Origin of the sequence: Klebsiella sp. KE9456, assembly GCF_043832615.1 — a bacterium.
GTDB lineage: Bacteria > Pseudomonadota > Gammaproteobacteria > Enterobacterales > Enterobacteriaceae > Klebsiella > Klebsiella indica.
In genome coordinates, this window is the sequence record NZ_JBDYQK010000005.1 from 178,910 (window position 1) to 202,440 (window position 23,531).

At 53.4% G+C, this 23,531-nt stretch carries 18 protein-coding genes and 7 tRNA genes; 22 read left to right on the plus strand and 3 right to left on the minus strand.

Features of this window, described 5'->3' with window-relative positions:
- Nucleotides 1-92: 92 nt before the first annotated feature.
- Nucleotides 93-2,045 (minus strand): PTS N-acetyl glucosamine transporter subunit IIABC, encoded by a 1,953-nt coding sequence (nagE, locus tag ABK821_RS07160; RefSeq protein WP_138360685.1) that lies wholly within the window; start codon nucleotides 2,043-2,045, stop codon nucleotides 93-95.
- A gap of 313 nt (nucleotides 2,046-2,358) precedes the next feature.
- Between nagE and nagB the strand changes: the two genes are divergently transcribed.
- The 12 genes from nagB (at nucleotide 2,359) to ABK821_RS07220 (ending at nucleotide 9,334) form a co-directional block, all read left to right on the plus strand.
- Entirely contained in the window at nucleotides 2,359-3,159 is an 801-nt protein-coding gene (gene nagB, locus ABK821_RS07165) for a glucosamine-6-phosphate deaminase (RefSeq protein WP_138360686.1), read from the plus strand.
- A 60-nt stretch (nucleotides 3,160-3,219) separates the two neighbouring features.
- Nucleotides 3,220-4,368, plus strand: coding sequence for an N-acetylglucosamine-6-phosphate deacetylase (gene nagA / locus ABK821_RS07170; protein ID WP_308560908.1), 1,149 nt, complete (start codon nucleotides 3,220-3,222; stop codon nucleotides 4,366-4,368).
- Nucleotides 4,369-4,376: 8 nt separating this feature from the next.
- Complete coding sequence (locus tag ABK821_RS07175; protein WP_138360688.1) at nucleotides 4,377-5,597, plus strand: N-acetylglucosamine repressor; 1,221 nt, start codon at nucleotides 4,377-4,379, stop codon at nucleotides 5,595-5,597.
- Between the two features lie 45 nt (nucleotides 5,598-5,642).
- Nucleotides 5,643-6,395, plus strand: coding sequence for an HAD-IIA family hydrolase (locus tag ABK821_RS07180; RefSeq protein WP_138360689.1), 753 nt, complete (start codon nucleotides 5,643-5,645; stop codon nucleotides 6,393-6,395).
- A gap of 279 nt (nucleotides 6,396-6,674) precedes the next feature.
- Nucleotides 6,675-8,336, plus strand: a complete 1,662-nt coding sequence (gene asnB / locus ABK821_RS07185; RefSeq protein ID WP_138360690.1) for an asparagine synthase B — start codon at nucleotides 6,675-6,677, stop codon at nucleotides 8,334-8,336.
- 230 nt (nucleotides 8,337-8,566) lie between these two features.
- Nucleotides 8,567-8,643: transfer RNA gene (locus ABK821_RS07190), tRNA-Met, on the plus strand.
- Between the two features lie 8 nt (nucleotides 8,644-8,651).
- A tRNA-Leu gene (locus ABK821_RS07195) sits at nucleotides 8,652-8,736 on the plus strand.
- Between the two features lie 35 nt (nucleotides 8,737-8,771).
- A tRNA-Gln gene (locus ABK821_RS07200) sits at nucleotides 8,772-8,846 on the plus strand.
- A 36-nt stretch (nucleotides 8,847-8,882) separates the two neighbouring features.
- Nucleotides 8,883-8,957 (plus strand) — tRNA-Gln (locus ABK821_RS07205).
- 22 nt (nucleotides 8,958-8,979) lie between these two features.
- Nucleotides 8,980-9,056, plus strand: a tRNA-Met gene (locus ABK821_RS07210).
- Nucleotides 9,057-9,101: 45 nt separating this feature from the next.
- A tRNA-Gln gene (locus tag ABK821_RS07215) sits at nucleotides 9,102-9,176 on the plus strand.
- 83 nt (nucleotides 9,177-9,259) lie between these two features.
- Nucleotides 9,260-9,334: transfer RNA gene (locus ABK821_RS07220), tRNA-Gln, on the plus strand.
- A 210-nt stretch (nucleotides 9,335-9,544) separates the two neighbouring features.
- On the opposite strand, the gene ubiF is transcribed toward ABK821_RS07220, so the two are convergent.
- A complete protein-coding gene (ubiF, locus tag ABK821_RS07225; protein WP_343177910.1) occupies nucleotides 9,545-10,720 on the minus strand; it encodes a 3-demethoxyubiquinol 3-hydroxylase in 1,176 nt (391 codons plus the stop codon).
- A gap of 208 nt (nucleotides 10,721-10,928) precedes the next feature.
- On the opposite strand from ubiF, the gene miaB reads away from it, so the two are divergent.
- The 9 genes from miaB (at nucleotide 10,929) to ABK821_RS07270 (ending at nucleotide 20,136) form a co-directional block, all read left to right on the plus strand.
- Nucleotides 10,929-12,353, plus strand: a complete 1,425-nt coding sequence (gene miaB / locus ABK821_RS07230) for a tRNA (N6-isopentenyl adenosine(37)-C2)-methylthiotransferase MiaB (RefSeq protein ID WP_138360692.1) — start codon at nucleotides 10,929-10,931, stop codon at nucleotides 12,351-12,353.
- 152 nt (nucleotides 12,354-12,505) lie between these two features.
- Complete coding sequence (locus ABK821_RS07235; protein ID WP_138360693.1) at nucleotides 12,506-13,552, plus strand: PhoH family protein; 1,047 nt, start codon at nucleotides 12,506-12,508, stop codon at nucleotides 13,550-13,552.
- Nucleotides 13,549-14,016 (plus strand): rRNA maturation RNase YbeY, encoded by a 468-nt coding sequence (gene ybeY, locus ABK821_RS07240; RefSeq protein ID WP_138360694.1) that lies wholly within the window; start codon nucleotides 13,549-13,551, stop codon nucleotides 14,014-14,016. The genes ABK821_RS07235 and ybeY overlap by 4 nt, the downstream gene beginning before the upstream one ends.
- Before the next feature lie 98 nt (nucleotides 14,017-14,114).
- Entirely contained in the window at nucleotides 14,115-14,993 is an 879-nt protein-coding gene (gene corC, locus ABK821_RS07245) for a CNNM family magnesium/cobalt transport protein CorC (RefSeq protein ID WP_004130445.1), read from the plus strand.
- Between the two features lie 22 nt (nucleotides 14,994-15,015).
- On the plus strand, nucleotides 15,016-16,554 hold the full coding sequence (gene lnt, locus ABK821_RS07250; RefSeq protein ID WP_343177912.1) for an apolipoprotein N-acyltransferase: 1,539 nt from the start codon (nucleotides 15,016-15,018) through the stop codon (nucleotides 16,552-16,554).
- Nucleotides 16,555-16,921: 367 nt separating this feature from the next.
- Complete coding sequence (locus ABK821_RS07255) at nucleotides 16,922-17,833, plus strand: amino acid ABC transporter substrate-binding protein (RefSeq protein ID WP_138360696.1); 912 nt, start codon at nucleotides 16,922-16,924, stop codon at nucleotides 17,831-17,833.
- A 163-nt stretch (nucleotides 17,834-17,996) separates the two neighbouring features.
- Nucleotides 17,997-18,737, plus strand: a complete 741-nt coding sequence (locus ABK821_RS07260) for an amino acid ABC transporter permease (RefSeq protein WP_138360697.1) — start codon at nucleotides 17,997-17,999, stop codon at nucleotides 18,735-18,737.
- Nucleotides 18,737-19,411, plus strand: a complete 675-nt coding sequence (gene gltK / locus ABK821_RS07265; protein WP_138360698.1) for a glutamate/aspartate ABC transporter permease GltK — start codon at nucleotides 18,737-18,739, stop codon at nucleotides 19,409-19,411. Before ABK821_RS07260 ends, gltK begins: the two co-directional genes overlap by 1 nt.
- Nucleotides 19,411-20,136, plus strand: coding sequence for an amino acid ABC transporter ATP-binding protein (locus ABK821_RS07270; RefSeq protein ID WP_138360699.1), 726 nt, complete (start codon nucleotides 19,411-19,413; stop codon nucleotides 20,134-20,136). The genes gltK and ABK821_RS07270 overlap by 1 nt, the downstream gene beginning before the upstream one ends.
- A 94-nt stretch (nucleotides 20,137-20,230) precedes the next feature.
- On the opposite strand, the gene ABK821_RS07275 is transcribed toward ABK821_RS07270, so the two are convergent.
- Nucleotides 20,231-20,713 carry a zinc ribbon-containing protein gene (locus ABK821_RS07275; RefSeq protein ID WP_138360700.1) on the minus strand — a complete coding sequence of 161 codons (483 nt, stop codon included), beginning with the start codon at nucleotides 20,711-20,713 and terminating at the stop codon, nucleotides 20,231-20,233.
- A gap of 227 nt (nucleotides 20,714-20,940) precedes the next feature.
- Here ABK821_RS07275 and leuS point away from each other — a divergent pair, with 227 nt between their 5' ends.
- On the plus strand, nucleotides 20,941-23,523 hold the full coding sequence (leuS, locus tag ABK821_RS07280) for a leucine--tRNA ligase (RefSeq protein WP_138360701.1): 2,583 nt from the start codon (nucleotides 20,941-20,943) through the stop codon (nucleotides 23,521-23,523).
- The last annotated feature ends 8 nt before the right edge of the window (nucleotides 23,524-23,531 follow it).

Here is a 23,531-nt window from a genome sequence, read left to right on the forward strand (position 1 = left end):
ATACGTATCTGAAGGCGATTATGGGGTGTTGGCGGTAAAAAAAGCGGCGGAGTTTTCCTCCGCCGTTGAGGTATAAACGCTAATCTGGAGACTTACTTGCTTTTAATTTCAAACAGCGGCGTCTGGCCCGCCACAACCTTATCGGTTGCCTGAATAACCAGTGCGCTGTAGTCGTCACTATTGCTGCACACCACCGGGCTGATCATTGAACGCGCGTTGGCATTCAGAAACGCCAGATCCAGTTCCAGAATCGGCTGACCCGCTTTCACTTCTGCGCCCTCTTCCACCAGCCGTTTAAAGCCCTGGCCGTTGAGCGCTACGGTATCAATCCCCATGTGGACAACAATTTCCGCGCCATTTTCCGTTTCCAGGCAGAAAGCATGGTTGGTATTGAAGATCTTCACTACCGTACCCGCCGCTGGCGCAACAACCAGCTTATCCGTCGGCTTTACCGCCACGCCGTCGCCAACGGCTTTGCTGGCAAAGGCTTCATCCGGGACTTGTTCCAGCGCCACAACGTCACCGGTAATCGGCGAAACCAGCGCGGCAACGGTTTTCGCGTTGGCGACGGCCTGTGGTTTGGCAGCCGGAACTGCGCCGGATGCGCCGTGGGTAGAAGCAGCCGTTGCGGCAACCGGGCCACGAGCAACCACTTTCTTCATTTCATCGCCGACGGATTCAGCTTTTGCCCCCACAATAACCTGAATGGTCTGTTTGTTCAGCTTGACCACGCCAGAAGCGCCGAGACGCTTACAGGCGGCATCGTTAACCAGTGCGGAATCCGCAACGGTCAAACGCAGGCGGGTAATGCAAGCATCAATCGCTTTCAGGTTATCGGTACCGCCGATCGCGGCGATATAGCCAGTCGCCAGTTGGGTTAAACCCTCTTCGGTATTACTGTTCGCCTCTTCCGTCACCACGTCATCAACGTTATCTTCACGGCCAGGCGTTTTCAGGTTGAACATGCGGATGATCACGCTGAACAGCAGGAAGTAGATAAAGAAGAACACGACGCCCATCACCAGCAACATCCAGACGTTTTTGCTGGCTGCCGGCAGGCTGTACATCAGAGCATAGTCGATCGCACCGGCTGAGAACGAGAAACCCGCGTGGATACCCAACGCCGTCGCGACAAACAGGCTGATACCGGTCAGGATAGCATGCAGCAGGTACAGCAGCGGAGCCAGGAACATGAACAGGAATTCCAGCGGCTCAGTAACCCCCGTCAGGAACGCGGTAATAGCGACCGACAACAGCATACCGCCGACCATCGGACGACGTTCTTTCGGCGCGGCAAAATACATTGCCAGCGCGGCGCCCGGCAAACCGAACATCATGATCGGGAAGAAACCGGACATAAACATCCCTGCAGTGCCGTCACCCGCATAGAAGCGGTTGATGTCACCGTGGAATACCGCACCGGCAGCATTAGTAAATTCACCGATCTGGAACCAGGCGATAGTATTCAGTACCTGATGCAAACCGGTTGGGATCAGCAGACGGTTGATGAACCCGAAGATACCGGAGCCCAGCGCGCCAGCTGATACAATCCATTCACCACCGGAATGGATAGCGTTCTGCACAGGTGGCCAGACGTAGCCAAAGATGGCGGCCAGCACCAGGCAGAAGAAGCCGGTTGCGATCGGAACAAAACGTTTACCACCGAAGAAGCTCAGGAAGTCAGGCAACTTGATTCCCGCCCAGCGGTTATACACGGCCCCACCGACTAAACCGGTGATGATCCCCGCCAGGACACCCATATTGATGGCCGGGTTGATAGTGACCATGGCTTTAGTCATAACAAAATACCCAACAGCTCCCGCCAGCGCGGCGGCCCCTGCACTGTCTTTCGACCAACTGGATGCCACACCGATAGCGAAAATCAGCGCCAGGTTGTCAAAGATCGCGCCACCCGCTTGTGCGATAAACGATATATTAAGCAGATCTGGTTGCCCGAATCGTAGCAGCAGCGCCGCGACCGGCAGCACGGCGATAGGGAGCTGTAACGCCCTACCGAGCCGCTGAAAAAAACCCAAAATATTCATCTTATTCCCCCTATAAAACCCCGATATAGCTCGCTCAAAGCCACCTTTATTATTGTGAAACCAGTTAGCTTTTACCTTTACCTGTAAAGTGTGTGAGAAATTAATTTGTATCGCAAATTAAACGCGTATTTTTTGTGATATCAATCACCATATATCGTATTATCTTTCGCCTCATACTGGCTAATAACGAAAACTTATTTTATGATTAAAAAAATCAACACCAATTCCTCCTGATCGACGGCGTTGCTGCAATACTCATACTGGTGCGCTGACGCCAACTCGCCAGGTTCTAATTTAACTATAGAGGTGAACAATGAGACTGATCCCCCTGGTAACAGCTGAACAAGTAGGTAAATGGGCTGCCCGCCACATCGTTAACCGTATCAATGCGTTCAAACCCACGGCGGACCGCCCCTTTGTTCTGGGTCTGCCTACCGGCGGCACGCCTCTGACCGCCTACAAAGCATTGGTTGAAATGCACAAAGCAGGCCTGGTCAGCTTTAAGCATGTTGTCACATTCAACATGGATGAATACGTTGGCCTGCCGAAAGAGCATCCGGAAAGCTATCATAGTTTTATGCACCGCAACTTTTTTGACCACGTTGATATTCCGGCGGAAAACATTAACCTGTTGAATGGTAACGCACCAGATATTGATGCAGAATGTCGCCTCTATGAAGAAAAAATCCGCGCCTATGGCAAAATTAATCTGTTTATGGGCGGCGTGGGTAACGATGGTCACATCGCCTTTAATGAACCGGCGTCTTCTCTGGCTTCACGCACCCGTATAAAAACCCTGACCCATGAAACCCGCGTAGCGAACTCTCGCTTCTTCGACGGTGATGTAAACCAGGTGCCTAAATACGCGCTCACCGTTGGCGTAGGGACATTACTTGATGCGGAAGAAGTGATGATTCTGGTACTTGGGCAGCAGAAATCACTGGCGCTGCAGGCGGCGGTCGAAGGCAACGTTAACCACATGTGGACCATTACCTGTCTACAGTTGCATCCGAAAGCGGTAATGGTCTGCGATGAACCGTCTACTATGGAGTTAAAAGTTAAAACGCTGAAATATTTCAAAGAGCTGGAAGCTGAAAACATCAAAGGTTTGTAAGGCAGTTTCGTTCCGCGGTTGCCCCCGCGGGACAACCATTTTTGACAACCGGGGGTCGTAATGTATGCATTAACCCAGGGCCGGATTTACACCGGTCATGAAATTCTGGATGACCATGCGATTGTTATCGCTAATGGCCTTATCGAACGTCTCTGTCCGCAGGCTGAACTGCCGGCAGGCGTTGAACCGCGCCCGGTTGATGGCGCCATTCTTGCCCCCGGCTTTATTGATGTTCAGCTTAACGGCTGTGGCGGTGTACAGTTCAATGACACGCCAGATGCAGTCACCGTTGATACGCTGGAAATTATGCAGAAGGCGAATCAACGTTCTGGCTGCACCAGCTATTTACCGACGCTGATTACCACCAGCGATGATCTCATGAAACAGGGCGTGCGCGTTATGCGCGAGTACCGGCAAAAGCATCCCAACCAGGCGCTCGGTCTGCATCTCGAAGGTCCATGGCTGAATATAGTCAAAAAAGGCACGCATAATCCGAAGTTCGTGCGCAAACCGGATGCCGCGCTGGTCGATTTCCTTTGTGACAACGCAGATGTGATTACCAAAATTACGCTCGCACCAGAGTGCGTCGAGCCGGAAGTGATCCGCAAACTGGTGGCTGCCGGTATCATTGTCTCCGCAGGTCATTCCAACGCAACGCTGAAAGAAGCGAAAGTCGGTTTCCGCGCCGGCATCACTTTCGCTACTCATCTGTTTAACGCAATGCCCTATATTACCGGCCGGGAGCCAGGACTCACGGGGGCGATTTTCGACGAACCGGATGTCTACTGCGGTATCATTGCCGACGGTTTACATGTTGATTACGCTAATATCCGCCTCGCTAAACGCCTGAAAGGCGACAAACTGTGTCTCGTTACCGACGCAACGGCCCCTGCAGGTGCCAATATTGAGCAGTTCATTTTTGCCGGTAAAACAATATACTACCGGAACGGATTGTGTGTTGATGAGAACGGTACCCTTAGCGGATCGTCGTTGACCATGATTGAAGGGGTTCATAACCTCGTAGAACATTGCGGCATCGCGCTGGACGAAGCGTTGCGTATGGCAACCCTCTACCCTGCCCGCGCAATTGGCGTAGGTAAACAGTTGGGCTGTATTGCGCCGGGGATGGTCGCAAACCTGACTGCATTCACCCGCGATTATAAAATCACTAAGACCATCGTTAATGGTAACGAGGTCGTCACTGAGTAAATAAAAGTATGACAGCTGGCGGACAAGCTCAAATTGGTAATGTCGATCTGGTAAAACAGCTAAACAGCGCAGCCGTCTATCGGCTCATCGATCAACATGGCCCGATTTCGCGTATACAGGTCGCGGAACAAAGCCAGCTTGCCCCTGCCAGCGTAACCAAAATTACGCGTCAACTTATTGAACGCGGCCTGATCAAAGAAGTCGATCAGCAGGCCTCCACCGGGGGCCGACGCGCCATTTCCATTGTTGCCGAAACCCGTAACTTCCACGCCATCGGCGTACGTCTTGGCCGCTATGACGCAACCCTGACGCTGTACGATTTAAGCAGTAAAACCCTCGAAGAAGAACATTATCCCCTGCCGGAAAGAACCCAGGAAACGCTGGAGCATGCGCTGCTCAATATCATTGCCGACTTTATGGAACGCTGCCAGCGCAAAATCCGTGAGCTGATCGCCATCTCGGTTATCCTTCCTGGCCTTGTCGATCCAGAAAGCGGCGTGATTCGCTATATGCCGCACATTCAGGTTGAAAACTGGGGGCTGGTGGACGCGCTGGAAAAACGGTTTAAAGTGACCTGCTTTGTGGGTCACGATATCCGTAGCCTCGCGCTGGCGGAACACTATTTTGGCGCGAGCCACGACTGTGCAGACTCGATTCTGGTACGTGTACACCGCGGGACCGGTGCCGGTATCATCTCCAACGGGCGAATTTTTATTGGCCGCAATGGCAATGTCGGCGAAATTGGCCATATCCAGGTAGACCCTTTAGGCGAACGCTGCCACTGCGGCAACTTTGGCTGTCTGGAAACCATCGCCGCTAATGCCGCCATAGAACACCGCGTTCGCCACCTGCTGGAGCAGGGGTATCAAAGCAAGCTCACCCTCAATGACTGCACGATAAAAGCTATCTGCAAAGCGGCAAACAAGGGCGATGCGCTGGCCTGCGAGGTCATCGGGCATGTCGGCCGCCATCTTGGCAAAACCATCGCCATTGCTATTAACCTGTTTAATCCGCAAAAAGTGGTGATTGCCGGGGAAATTGTTGAAGCGGAAAAAGTGCTGCTGCCAGCGATTGAAGCCTGCATTAATACCCAGGTGCTGAAGGCATTCCGTAAAAATCTGCCTGTGGTACGGTCCACCCTCGATCATCGTTCGGCAATCGGTGCTTTTGCGCTGGTGAAGCGTGCCATGCTCAATGGGATCCTGCTTCAGCATTTGCTGGAAAGCTAAAGCCGCTTTATAGTTTCGCCTTTCTTTAAAGATGTCGGACTGCCCATGACCATTCAAAATATAATTTGTGATATCGACGGCGTGCTGATGCACGACAATGTGGCTGTGCCGGGCGCCGCTGAGTTCATCAAGCGTATTCTCGAAAAAGAGATGCCGCTGGTGATGCTGACCAACTACCCTTCACAAACCGGCCAGGATCTGGCGAACCGCTTTGCGACTGCGGGAATAGATGTACCCGATACCGCCTTTTATACCTCCGCAATGGCCACCGCGGATTTCCTGCGCCGCCAGGAAGGTAAGAAAGCCTACGTCGTTGGCGAAGGCGCACTGATTCACGAACTGTACAAAGCCGGGTTTACTATCACTGACGTCAACCCTGATTTTGTTATCGTCGGTGAAACCCGCTCTTTTAACTGGGAGATGATGCATAAGGCGGCTTTTTTTGTCGCCAACGGCGCGCGTTTTATCGCTACTAACCCGGATACTCACGGTCGCGGCTATTATCCGGCCTGCGGTGCCTTATGCGCTGGTATTGAGAAAATCTCTGGCCGTAAACCATTCTACGTCGGTAAACCAAGTCCGTGGATCATCCGTTCCGCACTCAATAAAATGCAGGCGCATTCTGAGCAAACCGTCATCGTCGGCGATAATCTGCGCACGGATATTCTGGCAGGCTTCCAGGCCGGGCTGGAAACCATTCTGGTTCTTTCCGGCGTCGCCACGCTCGATGATATCGACGGCATGCCGTTCCGACCGTCGTGGATTTATCCCTCCGTTGCAGAAATTGATATTTTCTGAGCAAAACCACGTCCCCGGACGTGGTTTCTTATTTTTCTGGTCTTCCTGACAGCATTTCATCTAAAAAAAATGCACCAGCATTGAACATTCCTCAATGAAAGCGCTCAAAATATACTCTTTTTTTACTATTCAATAATCACCATTGCATTATTTTCTTTTTCGGCCGTAAAACCCTTGCGCCCTCAGTCCCTTTGCGGCATTTTCTTAAGCATGCATTGAGGCTTCGCGGCAAAATGAAGCCAGCACAACATCAAACAAGACAGGGTAACGGAGAAGGCTATGTGTTCGATTTTTGGCGTACTGGATATTAAAACTGATGCGGGCGAGCTGCGTAAAAAGGCGCTGGAACTTTCCCGTCTGATGCGCCACCGTGGTCCGGACTGGTCCGGCATCTATGCTTGTGATAAAGCGATTCTGGCGCATGAACGCCTCTCTATCGTCGACGTGAACGCCGGCGCGCAGCCGCTGTATAACGCGCAAAAAACTCACGCCCTCGCCGTCAACGGTGAAATCTACAACCACCAGGCACTGCGCGCGGAATATGGTGACCGCTACGCTTTCCAGACCGGTTCCGACTGCGAAGTGATCCTGGCGCTGTACCAGGAGAAAGGCCCGGAGTTTCTGGACGATCTGCAAGGAATGTTTGCCTTCGCTCTCTACGATAGCGAAAAAGATGCTTATCTGATTGGCCGTGACCACATCGGAATTATCCCACTGTATATGGGGCATGACGAACACGGCAACTTCTACGTTGCTTCAGAAATGAAGGCGCTGGTTCCGGTATGCCGCACCATTAAAGAGTTCCCGGCGGGCAGCTACCTGTGGAGCAAAGACGGCGAGATCCGCCAGTATTATCAGCGCGACTGGTTCGAGTATGATGCGGTTAAAGACAACGTCACCGACAAAAACGAACTGCGTCAGGCGCTGGAAGAGTCGGTGAAAAGCCACCTGATGTCCGATGTTCCATACGGGGTTCTGTTGTCCGGCGGCCTGGATTCATCGATTATTTCCGCCATCACCAAAAAATTTGCCGCGCGCCGCGTCGAAGATCAGGAAAAATCAGAAGCCTGGTGGCCTCAGCTACACTCCTTCGCCGTGGGCCTGGAAGGTGCGCCCGATCTGAAAGCGGCGCAAGAAGTCGCTAACCATTTAGGTACCGTGCATCACGAAATCCACTTTACGGTACAGGAAGGCCTGGACGCGATTCGCGATGTTATTTATCACATCGAAACCTACGATGTCACCACCATTCGCGCGTCTACGCCGATGTATTTGATGTCGAGGAAAATCAAAGCGATGGGCATCAAAATGGTGCTGTCCGGAGAAGGTTCTGACGAAGTGTTTGGCGGTTACCTCTATTTCCATAAAGCGCCAAACGCCAAAGAGCTGCACGAAGAGACCGTGCGCAAGCTGCAGGCGCTGCACATGTTTGACTGCGCGCGTGCCAACAAAGCGATGTCCGCATGGGGCGTGGAAGCACGCGTGCCGTTCCTGGATAAGAAATTCCTTGATGTGGCAATGCGTATCAACCCGCAGGATAAAATGTGCGGCAACGGTAAAATGGAAAAACATATCCTGCGTGAATGTTTCGAATCTTACCTGCCAGCAAGCGTCGCCTGGCGCCAGAAAGAGCAGTTCTCTGATGGGGTAGGTTACAGCTGGATCGATACGTTAAAAGACGTTGCCGCACAACAGATCTCCGATCAACAGCTGGAAACGGCGAGCTTCCGCTTCCCGTACAACACGCCATCGTCTAAAGAAGCGTATCTGTACCGCGAGATCTTCGAAGAACTGTTCCCGGTTCCCAGCGCTGCGGAATGCGTACCTGGCGGTCCGTCAGTTGCCTGTTCTTCCGCGAAAGCCATCGAATGGGATGAATCATTCAAAAAAATGAACGATCCATCGGGACGCGCTGTAGGCGTACACCAGTCTGCCTACTGATTAAGGCGTTTTTTCAAACGGGCTCTTCGGGGTCCGTTTTTATTTTTGTGCCTTATTCAAGCCATTAAAAACGATAAATAACCAATAATTGCTGATTATTGCGCCACGCTGTTCGCAACCTAACCAAACAGTTACATTCAATCCATTTTCGATGAAAAAGGGGTTGACGCTTCAGGGCTCAATACGCATAATGCGCCCCGCAACGCCGATAAGGTAGCGCAAAAAAAGATGGCTACGTAGCTCAGCTGGTTAGAGCACATCACTCATAATGATGGGGTCACAGGTTCAAATCCCGTCGTAGCCACCATCTTTTTTGCGGGAGTGGCGAAATTGGTAGACGCACCAGATTTAGGTTCTGGCGCCGCAAGGTGTGCGAGTTCAAGTCTCGCCTCCCGCACCATTTACTCGTTGGCGTTGTAAGTAAAAGATGGTTATTGGGGTATCGCCAAGCGGTAAGGCACCGGTTTTTGATACCGGCATTCCCTGGTTCGAATCCAGGTACCCCAGCCACATTCCTTTGATGTTTGCGGTTAACCGCGACGATATTGGGGTATCGCCAAGCGGTAAGGCACCGGTTTTTGATACCGGCATTCCCTGGTTCGAATCCAGGTACCCCAGCCATCGAAGTAAAGCAGTAAAATCTGGCTACGTAGCTCAGCTGGTTAGAGCACATCACTCATAATGATGGGGTCACAGGTTCAAATCCCGTCGTAGCCACCATATAAAGGAATTATTGATTAGCTTCGATAAATCCAGAAAAATTGTTGGGGTATCGCCAAGCGGTAAGGCACCGGATTCTGATTCCGGCATTCCGAGGTTCGAATCCTCGTACCCCAGCCAATTTTAAAAGTCGCTTTATACATAAGCGCGTCGTTGGCTGAATCGCCGAAGTAAATGCGGGGAAATATTCACCAACAGACAATTGGGGTATCGCCAAGCGGTAAGGCACCGGATTCTGATTCCGGCATTCCGAGGTTCGAATCCTCGTACCCCAGCCAACAGAAAGCAAAAAGCTCGCTCAGGCGAGCTTTTTGCTTTCTGTCATTTAACACGTCAGAGAAGTTTAAACCGGTTCTGCTCTGGCCCGCAAAGCCCCGCCCCAGGAATACACCAGAAAACAGTCGCGAATCCGTCCGCGATCTGAAAGATAACCGGTATCCCCTCTTCTGTAACCCGACCTGATATTTCATCAACCGGGAAAGTCACGGTTACAATCCCAATGCGTATTTCAGGGCCTGCCGTTTCAGTTCGCCAGCGCGCTCAGCCGCCATCAGGCCAATATTGCGCAACATGCGCACCGGCGGCAGATCGTTGCTAAATCCAGCGTAAAACAGATCCATTCCTGACTGCATAAGAAAATTATCCGCTCTGCGTCGCGTCTGGTAACGCTTAAGCACCGGCAGGCTGGCCCACTCTTCACCGTGCGCTCGCGCGCTGCTCAAAATACCCAGCAAGGCGTCAGCATCCCGATAGCCCAGATTCACCCCCTGCCCAGCCAGCGGGTGAATGGTATGCGCCGCATCACCGACCAGCGCCAGCCCCGGCTTCACATATTGCAACGCATGGCGGCGGATCAACGGGAATGCGCCCGCGCTTAGCGGCGTCACCTCTCCCAGCCGTGACGGAAAGTGGCGGGTAATCTCTTGCTGTAACTGGACCATGCTCATTCCCTGTAACTGGCGAACTCTGGCAGGCGTGTCGTACCATACCAGTGAAGCCCAATGGTCAAACAGCGGTAAAAACGCGCGCGGTCCTTCAGGGGTAAACTGCTGCCAGGTGCTATCGCCGGGGGCGTCCGCGCACTGTACGCTAATCAACATGCAGGCCTGTTGATACTGCCATGCATGAACGCCGATACCCGCCAGTTGCCGTACCTGTGAATTAGCGCCATCAGCCCCAATCACCAGCCGTGCTTCATGCTGGCTGCCGTCGGTTAGCGTTAACGATGCCTGCGTCTCCCCACGCTGCATCTCCTGCAGTGACACCCCCACCAGCAGAGAGACTTGATTATGCGCCGCCAGCGCCTGCCACAAAGCGCCCTGCAGGACATTATTTTCCACCATATAGCCCAGTTCAGGCAGCTTCAGTTCGCTGGCATTAAAAACGACATGCGCGCTTTCCCACTCCCAGGTCTCCAGTTGACGATACGCATGCGCGCGCATCCCCTGTACCGCATCCCAGACGCCCAGGCTTTTCAGCAATCCCACCGATGCCGCGCTGATTGCTGAAATACGTATGTCAGGCGTCGAAGACGCGTCAAAAACAGGCGGCGCATTTTTTTCAATCACCGTTACCGTAAAACCGTGCTGCGCCAGCCCAAGCGCCAGGGCGCCGCCAACCATTCCACCGCCGACGATAACGACATCTGTTGCATGAATTGTCATGGCTATTATCCTTAAATTCGAATCACCTGAGTTTACCGGATTTTTATTCGCCTTGTGGTGATTACGGTCGTACTGGTCAGGGCGCGGTCAAAGCATTACAATACGCGCCCTGCAATCCTGGCTTTATACCCGTCACGCTTCACATTGCAGCGTAACGTCCGGTGAAGAAAATGACATTGGGTATACCTAATTAAGCATGAGCAAGTCGATGACCAAAAAACTCCATATTAAAACCTGGGGCTGTCAGATGAACGAATACGATTCATCAAAGATGGCCGATCTGCTGGATGCCACGCACGGGTATCAACTCACTGAAGTGGCGGAAGAGGCAGATGTGCTGCTGCTCAACACCTGCTCAATCCGTGAGAAGGCTCAGGAAAAAGTGTTCCATCAGCTAGGACGCTGGAAGCTGCTGAAAGAGAAAAATCCCGATCTGATCATCGGCGTCGGTGGCTGCGTGGCCTCGCAGGAAGGCGACCACATTCGCCAGCGCGCCCATTACGTCGATATCATTTTTGGCCCGCAAACCCTGCATCGCCTTCCGGAAATGATCAACTCCGTTCGCGGTAACCGCAGCCCGGTCGTCGATATCAGTTTCCCGGAAATCGAGAAATTCGATCGCCTGCCGGAACCACGCGCTGAAGGTCCTTCTGCGTTTGTGTCTATCATGGAAGGCTGCAACAAGTACTGCACCTACTGTGTCGTGCCTTACACCCGCGGTGAGGAAGTCAGCCGCCCGAGCGACGATATCCTGTTTGAAATCGCCCAACTGGCGGCCCAGGGCGTACGTGAAGTCAACCTGCTCGGGCAGAACGTCAACGCATGGCGCGGGGAAAACTACGATGGCACCACCGGTAGCTTCGCCGATCTGCTGCGCCTGGTCGCCGCCATTGACGGTATCGACCGCATTCGCTTTACCACCAGCCATCCGATCGAGTTCACCGATGATATCATTGAGGTTTATCGCGATACGCCCGAACTGGTCAGCTTCCTGCATCTGCCAGTACAGAGCGGTTCTGACCGGGTGTTGAATCTGATGGGCCGCACCCATACCGCTCTGGAATATAAAGCGATTATCCGCAAACTGCGCGCGGCGCGCCCGGATATTCAGATTAGCTCTGATTTCATTGTCGGCTTCCCTGGCGAAACCACCGATGATTTTGAAAAAACCATGAAGCTGATTGCCGATGTCAATTTCGATATGAGCTACAGCTTTATCTTTTCCGCGCGTCCGGGCACCCCGGCGGCGGATATGGTTGATGACGTGCCGGAAGAAGATAAAAAGCAGCGCCTGTATATCCTGCAGGAGCGTATCAACCAGCAGGCGACGGCCTGGAGCCGCCGTATGCTCGGCACCGTGCAGCGTATTCTGGTGGAAGGAACCTCCCGCAAAAGCATTATGGAGCTTTCCGGCCGTACCGAAAATAACCGCGTGGTGAACTTTGAAGGCTCGCCGCAAATGATCGGCAAGTTTGTCGATGTGGAAATTACCGACGTCTGGACCAACTCCCTGCGCGGCAAAGTGGTGCGTACCGAAGACGAAATGGGGTTACGCATCGCGGAAACACCGGAATCAGTGATTGCCCGTACCCGTAAAGAAAACGAGACTGGCGTCGGTTTCTATCAGCCTTAACCCGTTCAGGTCCACCGCGCCGGTGGGCCTTGTATTTCCTCTCCGGGCCCCAATATCTACAGCGATGCTTGCACCCTATTCCGATGACGTGAATAATTTCCTTACTGCCCGGTGAATTTTGCCGCCCGGCAAACGCGTATAAGAGGAACAGTTTGAACATAGAAACCCGTGAAATTACCCTGGAACCCGCGGATAACGCACGCCTGTTGGGGCTGTGCGGCCCGTTTGACGACAACATCAAACAGCTCGAACGGCGACTGGGTATCGAGATCAATCGCCGCGATAATCGCTTTAAACTGACCGGGCGTGCAATATGCGTTAATGCCGCCGCCGATATTCTGCGTAGTCTGTACGTCGATACCGCCCCGATGCGCGGCGAGATTCAGGATATTGAACCGGAACAGATCCATCTGGCGATCAAAGAAGCCCGCGTGCTGGAACAGAGCGCCGAAAGCGTACCGGACTACGGTAAGGCCATCAATATCAAAACCCGGCGCGGCGTCATCAAGCCACGTACGCCGAATCAGGCACAGTACATCGCCAATATTCTTGATCACGATATTACCTTCGGCGTCGGCCCTGCCGGAACCGGGAAAACCTATCTGGCGGTCGCCGCGGCGGTGGATGCTCTGGAGCGTCAGGAAATTCGCCGTATTCTGCTGACCCGCCCGGCGGTGGAAGCGGGAGAGAAGCTGGGCTTCCTGCCAGGCGATCTGAGCCAGAAAGTCGACCCGTACCTGCGGCCGCTGTACGATGCGCTGTTCGAGATGCTCGGTTTTGAGAAGGTCGAAAAGCTTATTGAGCGCAATGTTATTGAGGTTGCGCCGCTGGCCTATATGCGCGGTCGTACGCTGAACGATGCGTTTATCATCCTTGATGAGAGCCAGAACACCACCATCGAACAGATGAAAATGTTCCTGACCCGTATCGGCTTTAACTCTAAAGCGGTCATTACCGGCGATATCACCCAGATTGACCTGCCGCGTAGCACCAAATCCGGCCTGCGCCACGCGATTGAAGTGCTGGCGGAGGTCGATGAAATTAGCTTCAACTTCTTCCATAGCGAAGATGTGGTGCGCCACCCGGTTGTCGCCCGTATCGTTAACGCCTATGAAGCATGGGAAGAAGCAGACCAAAAACGCAAAGCAGAACTGGCCGCCGAGCGCAAACGCGAAGCCCAGCAACAGGAGCAAAAATGAGTCAGGTCATTCTCGATTTACAGCTGGCTTGCGAAGATAACAGCGGAATGCCGGATGAAGCTCAGTTTCAACGCTGGGTTGATGCCGTCATCCCGCAGTTCCAGGAAGAATCGGAAGTCACGATTCGCCTGGTTGACGAAGCGGAAAGCCATGAGCTGAACCTGACTTATCGTGGGAAGGATAAACCGACGAATGTGCTCTCTTTCCCGTTTGAAGCGCCCCCCGGCATTGAAATGCCGCTGCTTGGCGATCTGGTTATCTGCCGTCAGGTCGTCGAACAGGAAGCAAAAGAGCAAGGCAAACCGCTGGAGGCCCACTGGGCGCATATGGTTGTCCACGGTAGCCTGCACCTTTTGGGCTATGACCACATTGTTGACGAAGAAGCAGAAGAGATGGAATCCCTCGAAACAGAGATAATGCTTGCTCTGGGCTATGAGGATCCGTACATTGCCGAGAAGGAATAACCTGCCGCCGGCTTTGCCGGCGACTGGCCGCTATGCCGGGCGCTGAGTATACGCGTGACGAGCGACGATTTAACTAACATGAGAACCCATACGACGCCATGAGCGACGACAATTCACACAGTAGCGACACAGTAAACAGCAAAAAGGGATTTTTCTCCCTCTTACTCAGCCAGCTTTTTCACGGTGAACCCAAGAATCGTGATGAACTGCTGGCGCTGATCCGTGATTCCGGGCAAAACGATCTTATCGACGAAGATACGCGCGATATGCTCGAAGGGGTAATGGACATTGCCGACCAGCGCGTCCGCGATATTATGATCCCCCGCTCACAGATGATCACCCTGAAACGCAATCAGACGCTTGACGAATGCCTCGATGTGATCATCGAATCCGCGCACTCGCGTTTCCCGGTGATCAGCGAAGATAAAGATCACATTGAAGGGATTTTGATGGCCAAAGATCTGCTGCCGTTTATGCGCAGCGATGCCGAAGCCTTCAGCATGGAAAAAGTGTTGCGTCCGGCGGTTGTCGTGCCTGAAAGCAAGCGGGTTGACCGCATGCTGAAAGAGTTCCGCTCCCAGCGTTATCATATGGCTATCGTTATCGATGAGTTCGGCGGCGTCTCAGGCCTGGTAACCATTGAAGACATCCTTGAGCTGATCGTCGGCGAAATAGAAGACGAATACGACGAAGAAGAAGATATCGATTTTCGTCAGTTGAGCCGCCATACCTGGACGGTGCGGGCGCTGGCCTCCATCGAAGACTTCAACGAAGCCTACGGCACCCACTTTAGCGATGAAGAAGTTGATACCATCGGCGGCCTCGTGATGCAGGCGTTTGGTCATCTGCCCGCCCGCGGCGAATCTATCGACATTGATGGTTACCAATTCAAGGTCGCAATGGCTGACAGTCGACGTATTATTCAGGTACATGTAAAGCTTCCTGATGATGCGCCACAGCCGAAACTGGAAGACTAAACCACCGGGACGATTAACCTAAATGGTATTTGCCTCTCTTCTTGAACGCCAGCGCATACGTCTGTTGCTGGCGCTGTTATTCGGAGCCAGCGGAACGCTGGCTTTTTCACCTTATGACGTCTGGCCCGCGGCGATTATTTCGCTAATGGGCCTACAAGGTTTAACCCTTAATCGTCGTCCGCTGCAAAGCGCCTGGATCGGTTATTTCTGGGGACTGGGGCTGTTTGGTTCCGGTATTCACTGGGTCTACGTCAGTATTGCGCAGTTCGGCGGGATGCCGGGGCCGGTCAACGTTTTCCTGGTGGTTCTGCTGGCCGCGTATCTTTCACTTTATACCGGGTTATTCGCCGGGATCCTTTCGCGCCTGTGGCCGAAAACCAGCTGGATACGCGTCGCTGTCGCCGCGCCGGTGGTATGGCAAATTAGCGAATTCCTGCGTGGCTGGGTATTAACCGGTTTTCCGTGGCTGCAGTTTGGCTATAGCCAGATTGACGGCCCGCTAAAAGGTCTCGCCCCGGTGATGGGCGTCGAGGCAATTAGCTTCCTGCTGATGGTGGTCAGCGGCCTGCTGGCGCTGGCTATCGTGCAGCGTAACGTGAAAGCGCTGATTACCGCCGCGGTGCTGTTCGCGCTGCCCTTCCCGCTGCGCTACATTCAGTGGTATCAGTTGCTGCCGGCACGGGCAACCGAAGTTTCGCTGGTACAGGGCGATATTCCACAGGCGATGAAATGGGATCCGGATCAGTTAATCAATACGCTGAAAACCTATCTGGATCTCACCCAGCCGCATATGGGTAAATCACAGTTAATCATCTGGCCGGAATCCGCTATTCCCGATCTGGAAATCAATCAGCAGCGTTTTCTGAGCATGATGGACGACCTGATGCGCGCGAAAAACAGTTCGCTGATCACCGGTATCGTCGATTCGCGCCTGAATCAGCACAATCGCTACGATACCTACAACACCATCATCACGCTGGGTAAAGATAACCCCTACAGCTACGACTCAAAGGATCGCTACAATAAGAACCATCTGGTGCCGTTTGGCGAATTTGTGCCGCTGGAATCTATTCTGCGTCCGCTGGCCCCGTTCTTTGACCTGCCAATGTCCTCCTTCAGCCGCGGGCCTTACCTGCAGCCTCAGTTGGTGGCGCACAATTTGCGTCTGACGGCGGCGATCTGCTATGAAATTATTCTTGGCGAGCAGGTACGGGATAACTTCCGCCCGGATACTGATTTTCTGTTGACCATCTCCAACGATGCCTGGTTCGGGAAATCTATCGGCCCGTGGCAGCACTTCCAGATGGCGCGGATGCGCGCGCTGGAGCTGGCCCGCCCGCTGTTGCGCAGCACAAATAACGGCATTACCGCGGTCATCGGCCCGCGCGGCGAAATTCAGGATATGCTCCCCCAGTTTACCCGCGCCGTCTTGACGACCAAAGTGACGCCCACTTCCGGCCTGACGCCATACGCCCGAACCGGAAACTGGCCGCTGTGGGCGCTCACTGTCCTGTTTGGATTCGGCGCGCTGCTAATGAGCCTGCGCCAGCGCCGTCAATAATTCCCCCTTGTTCTCTGCCACCGCAGCGGCCTGTGTCGCTGCGGTTCCTCCCGTCTTCCCTGCTTTATTGGCATGGACATTGCTTAATAAATCTATGTAGCAACGTGATCCCCGGTGGTACAACCCGGTTGCACCATCAAGAGGCAATGACATGCTCAAGTTTGGTGCAGTGAAGCTTTTTTGCCTTTAAATGGTGCGGCGCACTTCGCAAAAATCAACAATATAAGAGCAAAATCTTTACATTAAGCCAAACTAAATGCTAACAAACACATACAAATGCTGCACGCAAAGACGGCAGCGATAACAGCACACACATTCACAATGGGTATCAATAGCGTCCGGTGACGCTAAGGATAAGGAGTCCGATATGCAATTACGTAAACTGGCCGCAGCAATGCTGGTCATGGGTCTGACCGCCAGTGCGGCACATGCAGAAGATACTGCGCCAGCAGCAGGTCAGAGTACTCTGGATAAAATTGCCAAAAACGGCGTTGTCGTCGTCGGTCATCGTGAATCATCCGTTCCGTTCTCTTACTATGACAACAAGCAGCAGGTCGTAGGCTACTCGCAGGACTACTCCAATGCGATTGTTGATGCCATCAAGAAGAAGCTGAACAAGCCTGACCTTGATGTGAAACTGATCCCCATCACCTCGCAAAACCGCATCCCGCTGCTGCAAAACGGCACCTACGATTTCGAATGCGGCTCCACCACCAATAACCTGGAACGGCAAAAACAAGTCGCCTTCTCCGACACGATTTTCGTCGTCGGCACGCGCCTGTTGGTGAAAAAAGGCGGGCCGATTAAAGACTTCGCCGACCTGAAAGGTAAAGCTGTCGTCGTAACGTCGGGCACCACATCTGAAATTCTGCTGCACAAGCTGAATGACGAGAAAAAAATGAACATGCGCATTATCAGTGCAAAAGATCACGGTGACTCCTTCCGAACCCTCGAAAGCGGTCGCGCGGTGGCTTTTATGATGGATGATGCTCTGCTGGCCGGCGAACGCGCGAAGGCGAAAAAGCCGGATAACTGGGAGATTGTCGGCACACCACAGTCTCAGGAAGCTTACGGCTGTATGCTGCGTAAAGACGATCCGCAGTTCAAAGCGCTGGTTGACGAGACCGTTGCCCACGCCCAGACCTCTGGCGAAGCCGAGAAATGGTTCGATAAGTGGTTCAAAAACCCCATTCCGCCGAAGAACCTGAACATGAACTTCGAACTCTCTTCAGATATGAAAGCGCTGTTCAAATCACCTAACGATAAAGCTCTTAACTAATTACAAAAACAAGGGGCGGGAAAATCCTGCCCTCCCGATCGTTGTTACAGTACGGACAGACTATACGGCGGCTGGTCGTTCCCCAGCCGCCGCGAATACCGAAACAAGCTGAGCAATGATCTTCGAGGGTAGCGCTGCTACCCTTTTTTTCCAGGAGTTATTTATGTCAATAGACTGGAACTGGGGAATATTCCTGCAACAGGCCCCATTCGGCAACACAACCTATTTAGGCTGGCTCTGGAGTGGCTTTCAGGTTACCGTCGCACTGTCGATAACGGCCTGGATTATCGCCTTCTTCGTCGGTTCGTTATTCGGTATTTTACGCACCGTCCCTAATCGCCTGCTATCGATGATCGGTACCTGTTACGTTGAGTTCTTTCGTAATGTCCCGCTTATCGTACAGTTCTTTACCTGGTATCTGGTCGTCCCGGAACTGCTGCCGGAAAACATTGGTATGTGGTTTAAGGCCGAGCTGGACCCGAATATTCAATTCTTCGTCTCTTCCATGCTGTGCCTGGGGTTATTTACCGCGGCACGCGTCTGCGAACAGGTCCGCTCTGGTATCCAATCGCTGCCGCGCGGACAAAAAAATGCCGGTCTGGCAATGGGACTGACGCTGCCGCAAACCTATCGCTACGTCCTGCTGCCCAACGCCTACCGGGTTATCGTCCCGCCGATGACTTCTGAAATGATGAACCTGGTGAAAAACTCGGCCATCGCATCCACGATAGGGCTTGCTGATATGGCCGCGCAGGCCGGTAAACTGCTGGATTACTCGGCCCATGCCTGGGAGTCGTTTACCGCGATCACCCTGGCCTACGTTTTTATCAACGCCGTAATTATGCTGGCTATGTATGTGGTCGAACGTAAGGTCCGCCTGCCGGGCAATATGGGGGGCAAATAATGTACGATTTTGACTGGAGTTCCATTATTCCCTCAATGCCATACCTGCTGGCAGGGCTGGTTATCACCCTAAAAATCACCGTGACGGCGATTATTATCGGCATTGTCTGGGGGACGATTCTGGCGGTTATGCGCCTGTCGAGCTTCCTGCCGCTGGCGTGGTTTGCCAAAACCTATGTCAACGTCTTCCGTTCCATCCCTCTGGTCATGGTACTGCTGTGGTTTTATCTGATTGTGCCCGGCTTTTTGCAAAACGTACTGGGCCTGTCGCCGAAGACCGACATTCGCCTGATTTCGGCGATGGTCGCCTTCTCCATGTTTGAAGCCGCATACTATTCAGAGATTATTCGCGCCGGCATTCAGAGTATCTCTCGCGGTCAGTCCAGCGCGGCGCTGGCACTGGGCATGACCCACTGGCAGTCCATGAAACTGGTGATTCTGCCGCAAGCGTTTCGCGCCATGGTGCCGCTGCTGCTGACGCAGGGCATCGTACTGTTCCAGGATACGTCGCTGGTTTACGTTTTAAGCCTGGCTGACTTCTTCCGCACCGCCACCACCATTGGCGAACGTGACGGAACCCAGGTAGAAATGATCCTGTTCGCAGGTGCCGTTTATTTTGTTATTAGTCTCAGCGCATCGCTGTTGGTCAGCTGGTTGAAGAAAAGGACTGTGTAATGATTACCCTGAAAAACGTTTCAAAATGGTATGGTCACTTTCAGGTGCTGACCGACTGCTCCACGGAAGTGAAAAAAGGCGAAGTGGTGGTGGTCTGCGGGCCTTCAGGCTCCGGTAAATCCACGCTGATTAAAACCGTTAACGGTCTGGAACCAATACAGCAAGGTGACATCATCGTTGACGGCACCACCGTTAACGACAAAAAGACCAACCTTGCTAAACTTCGCTCCCACGTTGGTATGGTGTTCCAGCACTTCGAGCTGTTCCCGCATCTGTCTATTATCGACAACCTGACGCTGGCCCAGGTCAAAGTGCTCAATCGCGATAAAGCCTCTTCGCGCGCAAAAGGGTTAAAACTGCTGGAGCGGGTAGGACTGTCTGCCCATGCCAGTAAATATCCCGCACAGCTATCCGGCGGCCAGCAGCAGCGCGTCGCGATTGCTCGTGCGCTCTGTATGGACCCGATCGCCATGCTGTTCGATGAACCGACCTCAGCACTGGATCCTGAGATGATCAACGAAGTGCTGGACGTGATGGTCGAGCTGGCTAATGAAGGGATGACCATGATGGTGGTCACTCATGAAATGGGCTTCGCGCGCAAAGTGGCCAACCGGGTGATCTTTATGGATGAAGGGAAAATTGTCGAAGACGCCGATAAAGAAGCGTTTTTCGCTAACCCTCAATCTGAACGCGCGAAAGACTTCCTCGCCAAAATTCTGCATTAAGATCGCGACGCGCGTCTAAGCAATAAACAGGCGATACCACGAATTTGTCGTATCGCCTGCCCGGATCAATGCTGGCGCTTCAATGCCCGCCTGTTTAAGGCTCAAATGGCCGACGCTGAAACTGATCGTGGCCGCATTTTGGGCAGCGGGGCAGCACATCCGGCGTATAAATCGGCAGATGATAGTGGCACTTCTCACACACCAGGTTCCCCAGCCCCACCACTTCGCCGCTGTGATAAACGCCGTGGTGACTGAGATCCTGAAATACCTCACGCCACTCAAGCTGCGTTTTATCCGTAATATCCGCCAGCTCCTGCCACAGGCTCTCTTTAATCACGCGCATAAAAACGCTGTCGCTGAGCGCTTCCTGACCCTCCTCATAACTGAGCGCGAACTCCTCCAGATCCCGCCTGACGGCGCGAATAACATTCTCGATTTCACTCTGCGTTAACTCGCCGGACTGACTGATTTTTGCCCTGGCCTGTTCCACCAGCGCGTCGATATCCCGTTCTCCATTGCGTAACCGCTCACTGAGCGTTGACACCAGCTCTCGGTAAAATTGAGCAACCTTGTTCATCTTTTCGCCTCCGGTGTGGTTAACTTCTTCTAAGAATAGACGTTATCCACATGCGGCTCTGCAAGTCACGCCACAGACTCGTGAAATATTCTCCGCCGCTTTCCTCCATGTAAGTGTGTGAAAGGCTGTTTTGACGTTGGCGTTTGGGCTATGCTATGCCGATCTGAAATAACACATCCATTGGCTACATTTTGTAGCTGTTATTGAAAACAGGACCACTGGCTGCCATGCAAGAGCAATACCGCCCGGAAGAGATAGAATCGAAAGTCCAGCTTCACTGGGACGAAAATCGTACATTTGAAGTCACCGAAGACGAGAGCAAAGAGAAGTATTACTGCCTGTCGATGCTTCCATATCCTTCTGGCCGACTACACATGGGCCACGTGCGCAACTACACCATCGGCGACGTTATTTCCCGTTACCAGCGTATGCTGGGTAAAAACGTGCTGCAGCCTATCGGCTGGGATGCGTTTGGTCTGCCTGCGGAAGGCGCGGCGGTGAAGAACAACACCGCCCCTGCTCCGTGGACCTATGACAACATCGCCTACATGAAAAATCAGCTGAAAAAGCTGGGTTTCGGCTATGACTGGAGCCGGGAAGTGGCGACCTGCACCCCGGAATACTATCGCTGGGAGCAGAAGTTCTTCACTGAGCTGTATAAAAAAGGTCTGGTGTATAAAAAGACCTCCGCGGTGAACTGGTGTCCGAACGATCAGACCGTTCTGGCGAATGAGCAGGTTATCGACGGCTGCTGCTGGCGCTGCGATACCAAAGTTGAGCGCAAAGAGATCCCGCAGTGGTTTATCAAAATCACCGCCTATGCAGACGAACTGCTGAACGATCTGGATAATCTGGATCACTGGCCTGATACCGTTAAAACCATGCAGCGCAACTGGATCGGTCGTTCCGAAGGGGTAGAGATCTCCTTCGATGTCAACGAATATGCCGACAAGCTGACCGTATACACCACCCGCCCGGACACCTTCATGGGTTGCACCTACCTGGCCGTGGCGGCGGGCCACCCGCTGGCGCAGCAGGCGGCTGCCGGGAACCCCGCGCTGGCGGCGTTTATCGACGAATGCAAAAATACCAAAGTAGCCGAAGCGGATATGGCGACGATGGAGAAAAAAGGCATTGATACCGGCTACAAAGCGATTCATCCGCTGACGGGCGAAACCATCCCGGTGTGGGCGGCGAACTTCGTCCTGATGGAGTACGGTACCGGTGCGGTAATGGCTGTTCCGGGCCACGATCAGCGCGACTATGAGTTTGCCAGCAAGTACGGACTGAACATCAAGCCGGTTATCCTTGCCGCTGACGGTAGCGAACCGGATCTCTCCGCTCAGGCGATGACCGATAAAGGCGTACTGTTTAACTCTGGCGAGTTCAGCGGTCTGGATCATGAAGCAGGTTTCAACGCCATCGCGGATAAGCTGGCTTCCCTCGGGGTGGGTAAACGTAAAGTCAATTACCGCCTGCGCGACTGGGGCGTTTCCCGTCAGCGCTACTGGGGCGCACCGATCCCGATGGTCACGCTGGAAGACGGTACCGTGCTGCCGACGCCAGAAGATCAACTGCCGGTGATTTTGCCGGAAGATGTCGTGATGGACGGTATCACCAGCCCAATTAAAGCCGATCCTGAGTGGGCGAAAACCACCGTTAACGGCCAGCCTGCGCTGCGCGAAACCGACACCTTCGATACCTTTATGGAATCGTCCTGGTACTACGCGCGCTACACCTGCCCGCAGTATGATCAGGGAATGCTGGACCCGAAAGCGGCGAACTACTGGCTGCCGGTCGACATTTACATTGGCGGTATTGAGCACGCCATTATGCACCTGCTCTACTTCCGCTTCTTCCACAAACTGATGCGCGATGCCGGTATGGTTAACTCCGACGAACCGGCTAAACAGCTGCTGTGCCAGGGGATGGTACTGGCGGATTCCTTCTACTACGTCGGAGAAAACGGCGAGCGTAACTGGGTTTCACCGAAAGACGCGCTCGTTGAGCGCGACGAGAAAGGCCGGATCGTGAAAGCCAAAGACGCCGCAGGCCATGAGCTGGTGTATACCGGCATGAGCAAGATGTCCAAGTCGAAAAATAACGGTATCGATCCGCAGGAGATGGTTGAACGTTACGGCGCGGACACCGTTCGTCTGTTTATGATGTTCGCCTCGCCGGCGGATATGACGCTGGAGTGGCAGGAGTCCGGCGTGGAAGGGGCCAACCGCTTCCTGAAACGCGTATGGAAACTGATCTATGAACACCTTGCCACAGGCGATGTCGTTGCGCTTGATGCAAACGCATTGAGCGAAGATCAAAAAGCGCTGCGTCGCGACGTACACAAAACCATCGCCAAAGTGACCGATGATATTGGTCGCCGTCAGACCTTCAATACCGCGATTGCGGCAATTATGGAGCTGATGAACAAACTGGCGAAAGCGCCGCAGGAAAACGAACAGGATCGTGCGCTGATGCGGGAAGCCCTGCTTGCCGTGGTGCGAATGCTCAACCCGTTCACGCCGCATGCCAGCTTTACCCTGTGGCAGGAGCTGGGCGGTGAAGGCGATATCGACAACGCGCCGTGGCCGGTCGCGGATGAAAGCGCGATGGTTGAGGACACCACGCTGGTCGTGGTCCAGGTCAATGGTAAAGTACGTGGTAAAATTACCGTTGCGGTGGATGCAAGCGAAGAGCAGGTGCGTGAGCGTGCAGCCCAGGAACATCTGGTGGCGAAATATCTCGACGGTGTGACCGTGCGTAAAGTGATTTACGTTCCGGGTAAACTGCTCAATCTGGTCGTTGGCTAAGCGCGGGA

Coding starts and splice junctions, on each gene's coding strand:
- lnt (WP_343177912.1), top strand. CDS start 15,016: ATGGTATTTGCCTCTCTTCTTGAACGCCAGCGCATACGTCTGTTGCTG.
- nagB (WP_138360686.1), top strand. CDS start 2,359: ATGAGACTGATCCCCCTGGTAACAGCTGAACAAGTAGGTAAATGGGCT.
- gltK (WP_138360698.1), top strand. CDS start 18,737: ATGTACGATTTTGACTGGAGTTCCATTATTCCCTCAATGCCATACCTG.
- ABK821_RS07275 (WP_138360700.1), bottom strand. CDS start 20,713: ATGAACAAGGTTGCTCAATTTTACCGAGAGCTGGTGTCAACGCTCAGT.
- ABK821_RS07260 (WP_138360697.1), top strand. CDS start 17,997: ATGTCAATAGACTGGAACTGGGGAATATTCCTGCAACAGGCCCCATTC.
- ubiF (WP_343177910.1), bottom strand. CDS start 10,720: ATGACAATTCATGCAACAGATGTCGTTATCGTCGGCGGTGGAATGGTT.
- ybeY (WP_138360694.1), top strand. CDS start 13,549: ATGAGTCAGGTCATTCTCGATTTACAGCTGGCTTGCGAAGATAACAGC.
- ABK821_RS07175 (WP_138360688.1), top strand. CDS start 4,377: ATGACAGCTGGCGGACAAGCTCAAATTGGTAATGTCGATCTGGTAAAA.
- leuS (WP_138360701.1), top strand. CDS start 20,941: ATGCAAGAGCAATACCGCCCGGAAGAGATAGAATCGAAAGTCCAGCTT.
- ABK821_RS07270 (WP_138360699.1), top strand. CDS start 19,411: ATGATTACCCTGAAAAACGTTTCAAAATGGTATGGTCACTTTCAGGTG.
- ABK821_RS07180 (WP_138360689.1), top strand. CDS start 5,643: ATGACCATTCAAAATATAATTTGTGATATCGACGGCGTGCTGATGCAC.
- miaB (WP_138360692.1), top strand. CDS start 10,929: ATGACCAAAAAACTCCATATTAAAACCTGGGGCTGTCAGATGAACGAA.
- corC (WP_004130445.1), top strand. CDS start 14,115: ATGAGCGACGACAATTCACACAGTAGCGACACAGTAAACAGCAAAAAG.
- ABK821_RS07255 (WP_138360696.1), top strand. CDS start 16,922: ATGCAATTACGTAAACTGGCCGCAGCAATGCTGGTCATGGGTCTGACC.
- nagA (WP_308560908.1), top strand. CDS start 3,220: ATGTATGCATTAACCCAGGGCCGGATTTACACCGGTCATGAAATTCTG.
- asnB (WP_138360690.1), top strand. CDS start 6,675: ATGTGTTCGATTTTTGGCGTACTGGATATTAAAACTGATGCGGGCGAG.
- nagE (WP_138360685.1), bottom strand. CDS start 2,045: ATGAATATTTTGGGTTTTTTTCAGCGGCTCGGTAGGGCGTTACAGCTC.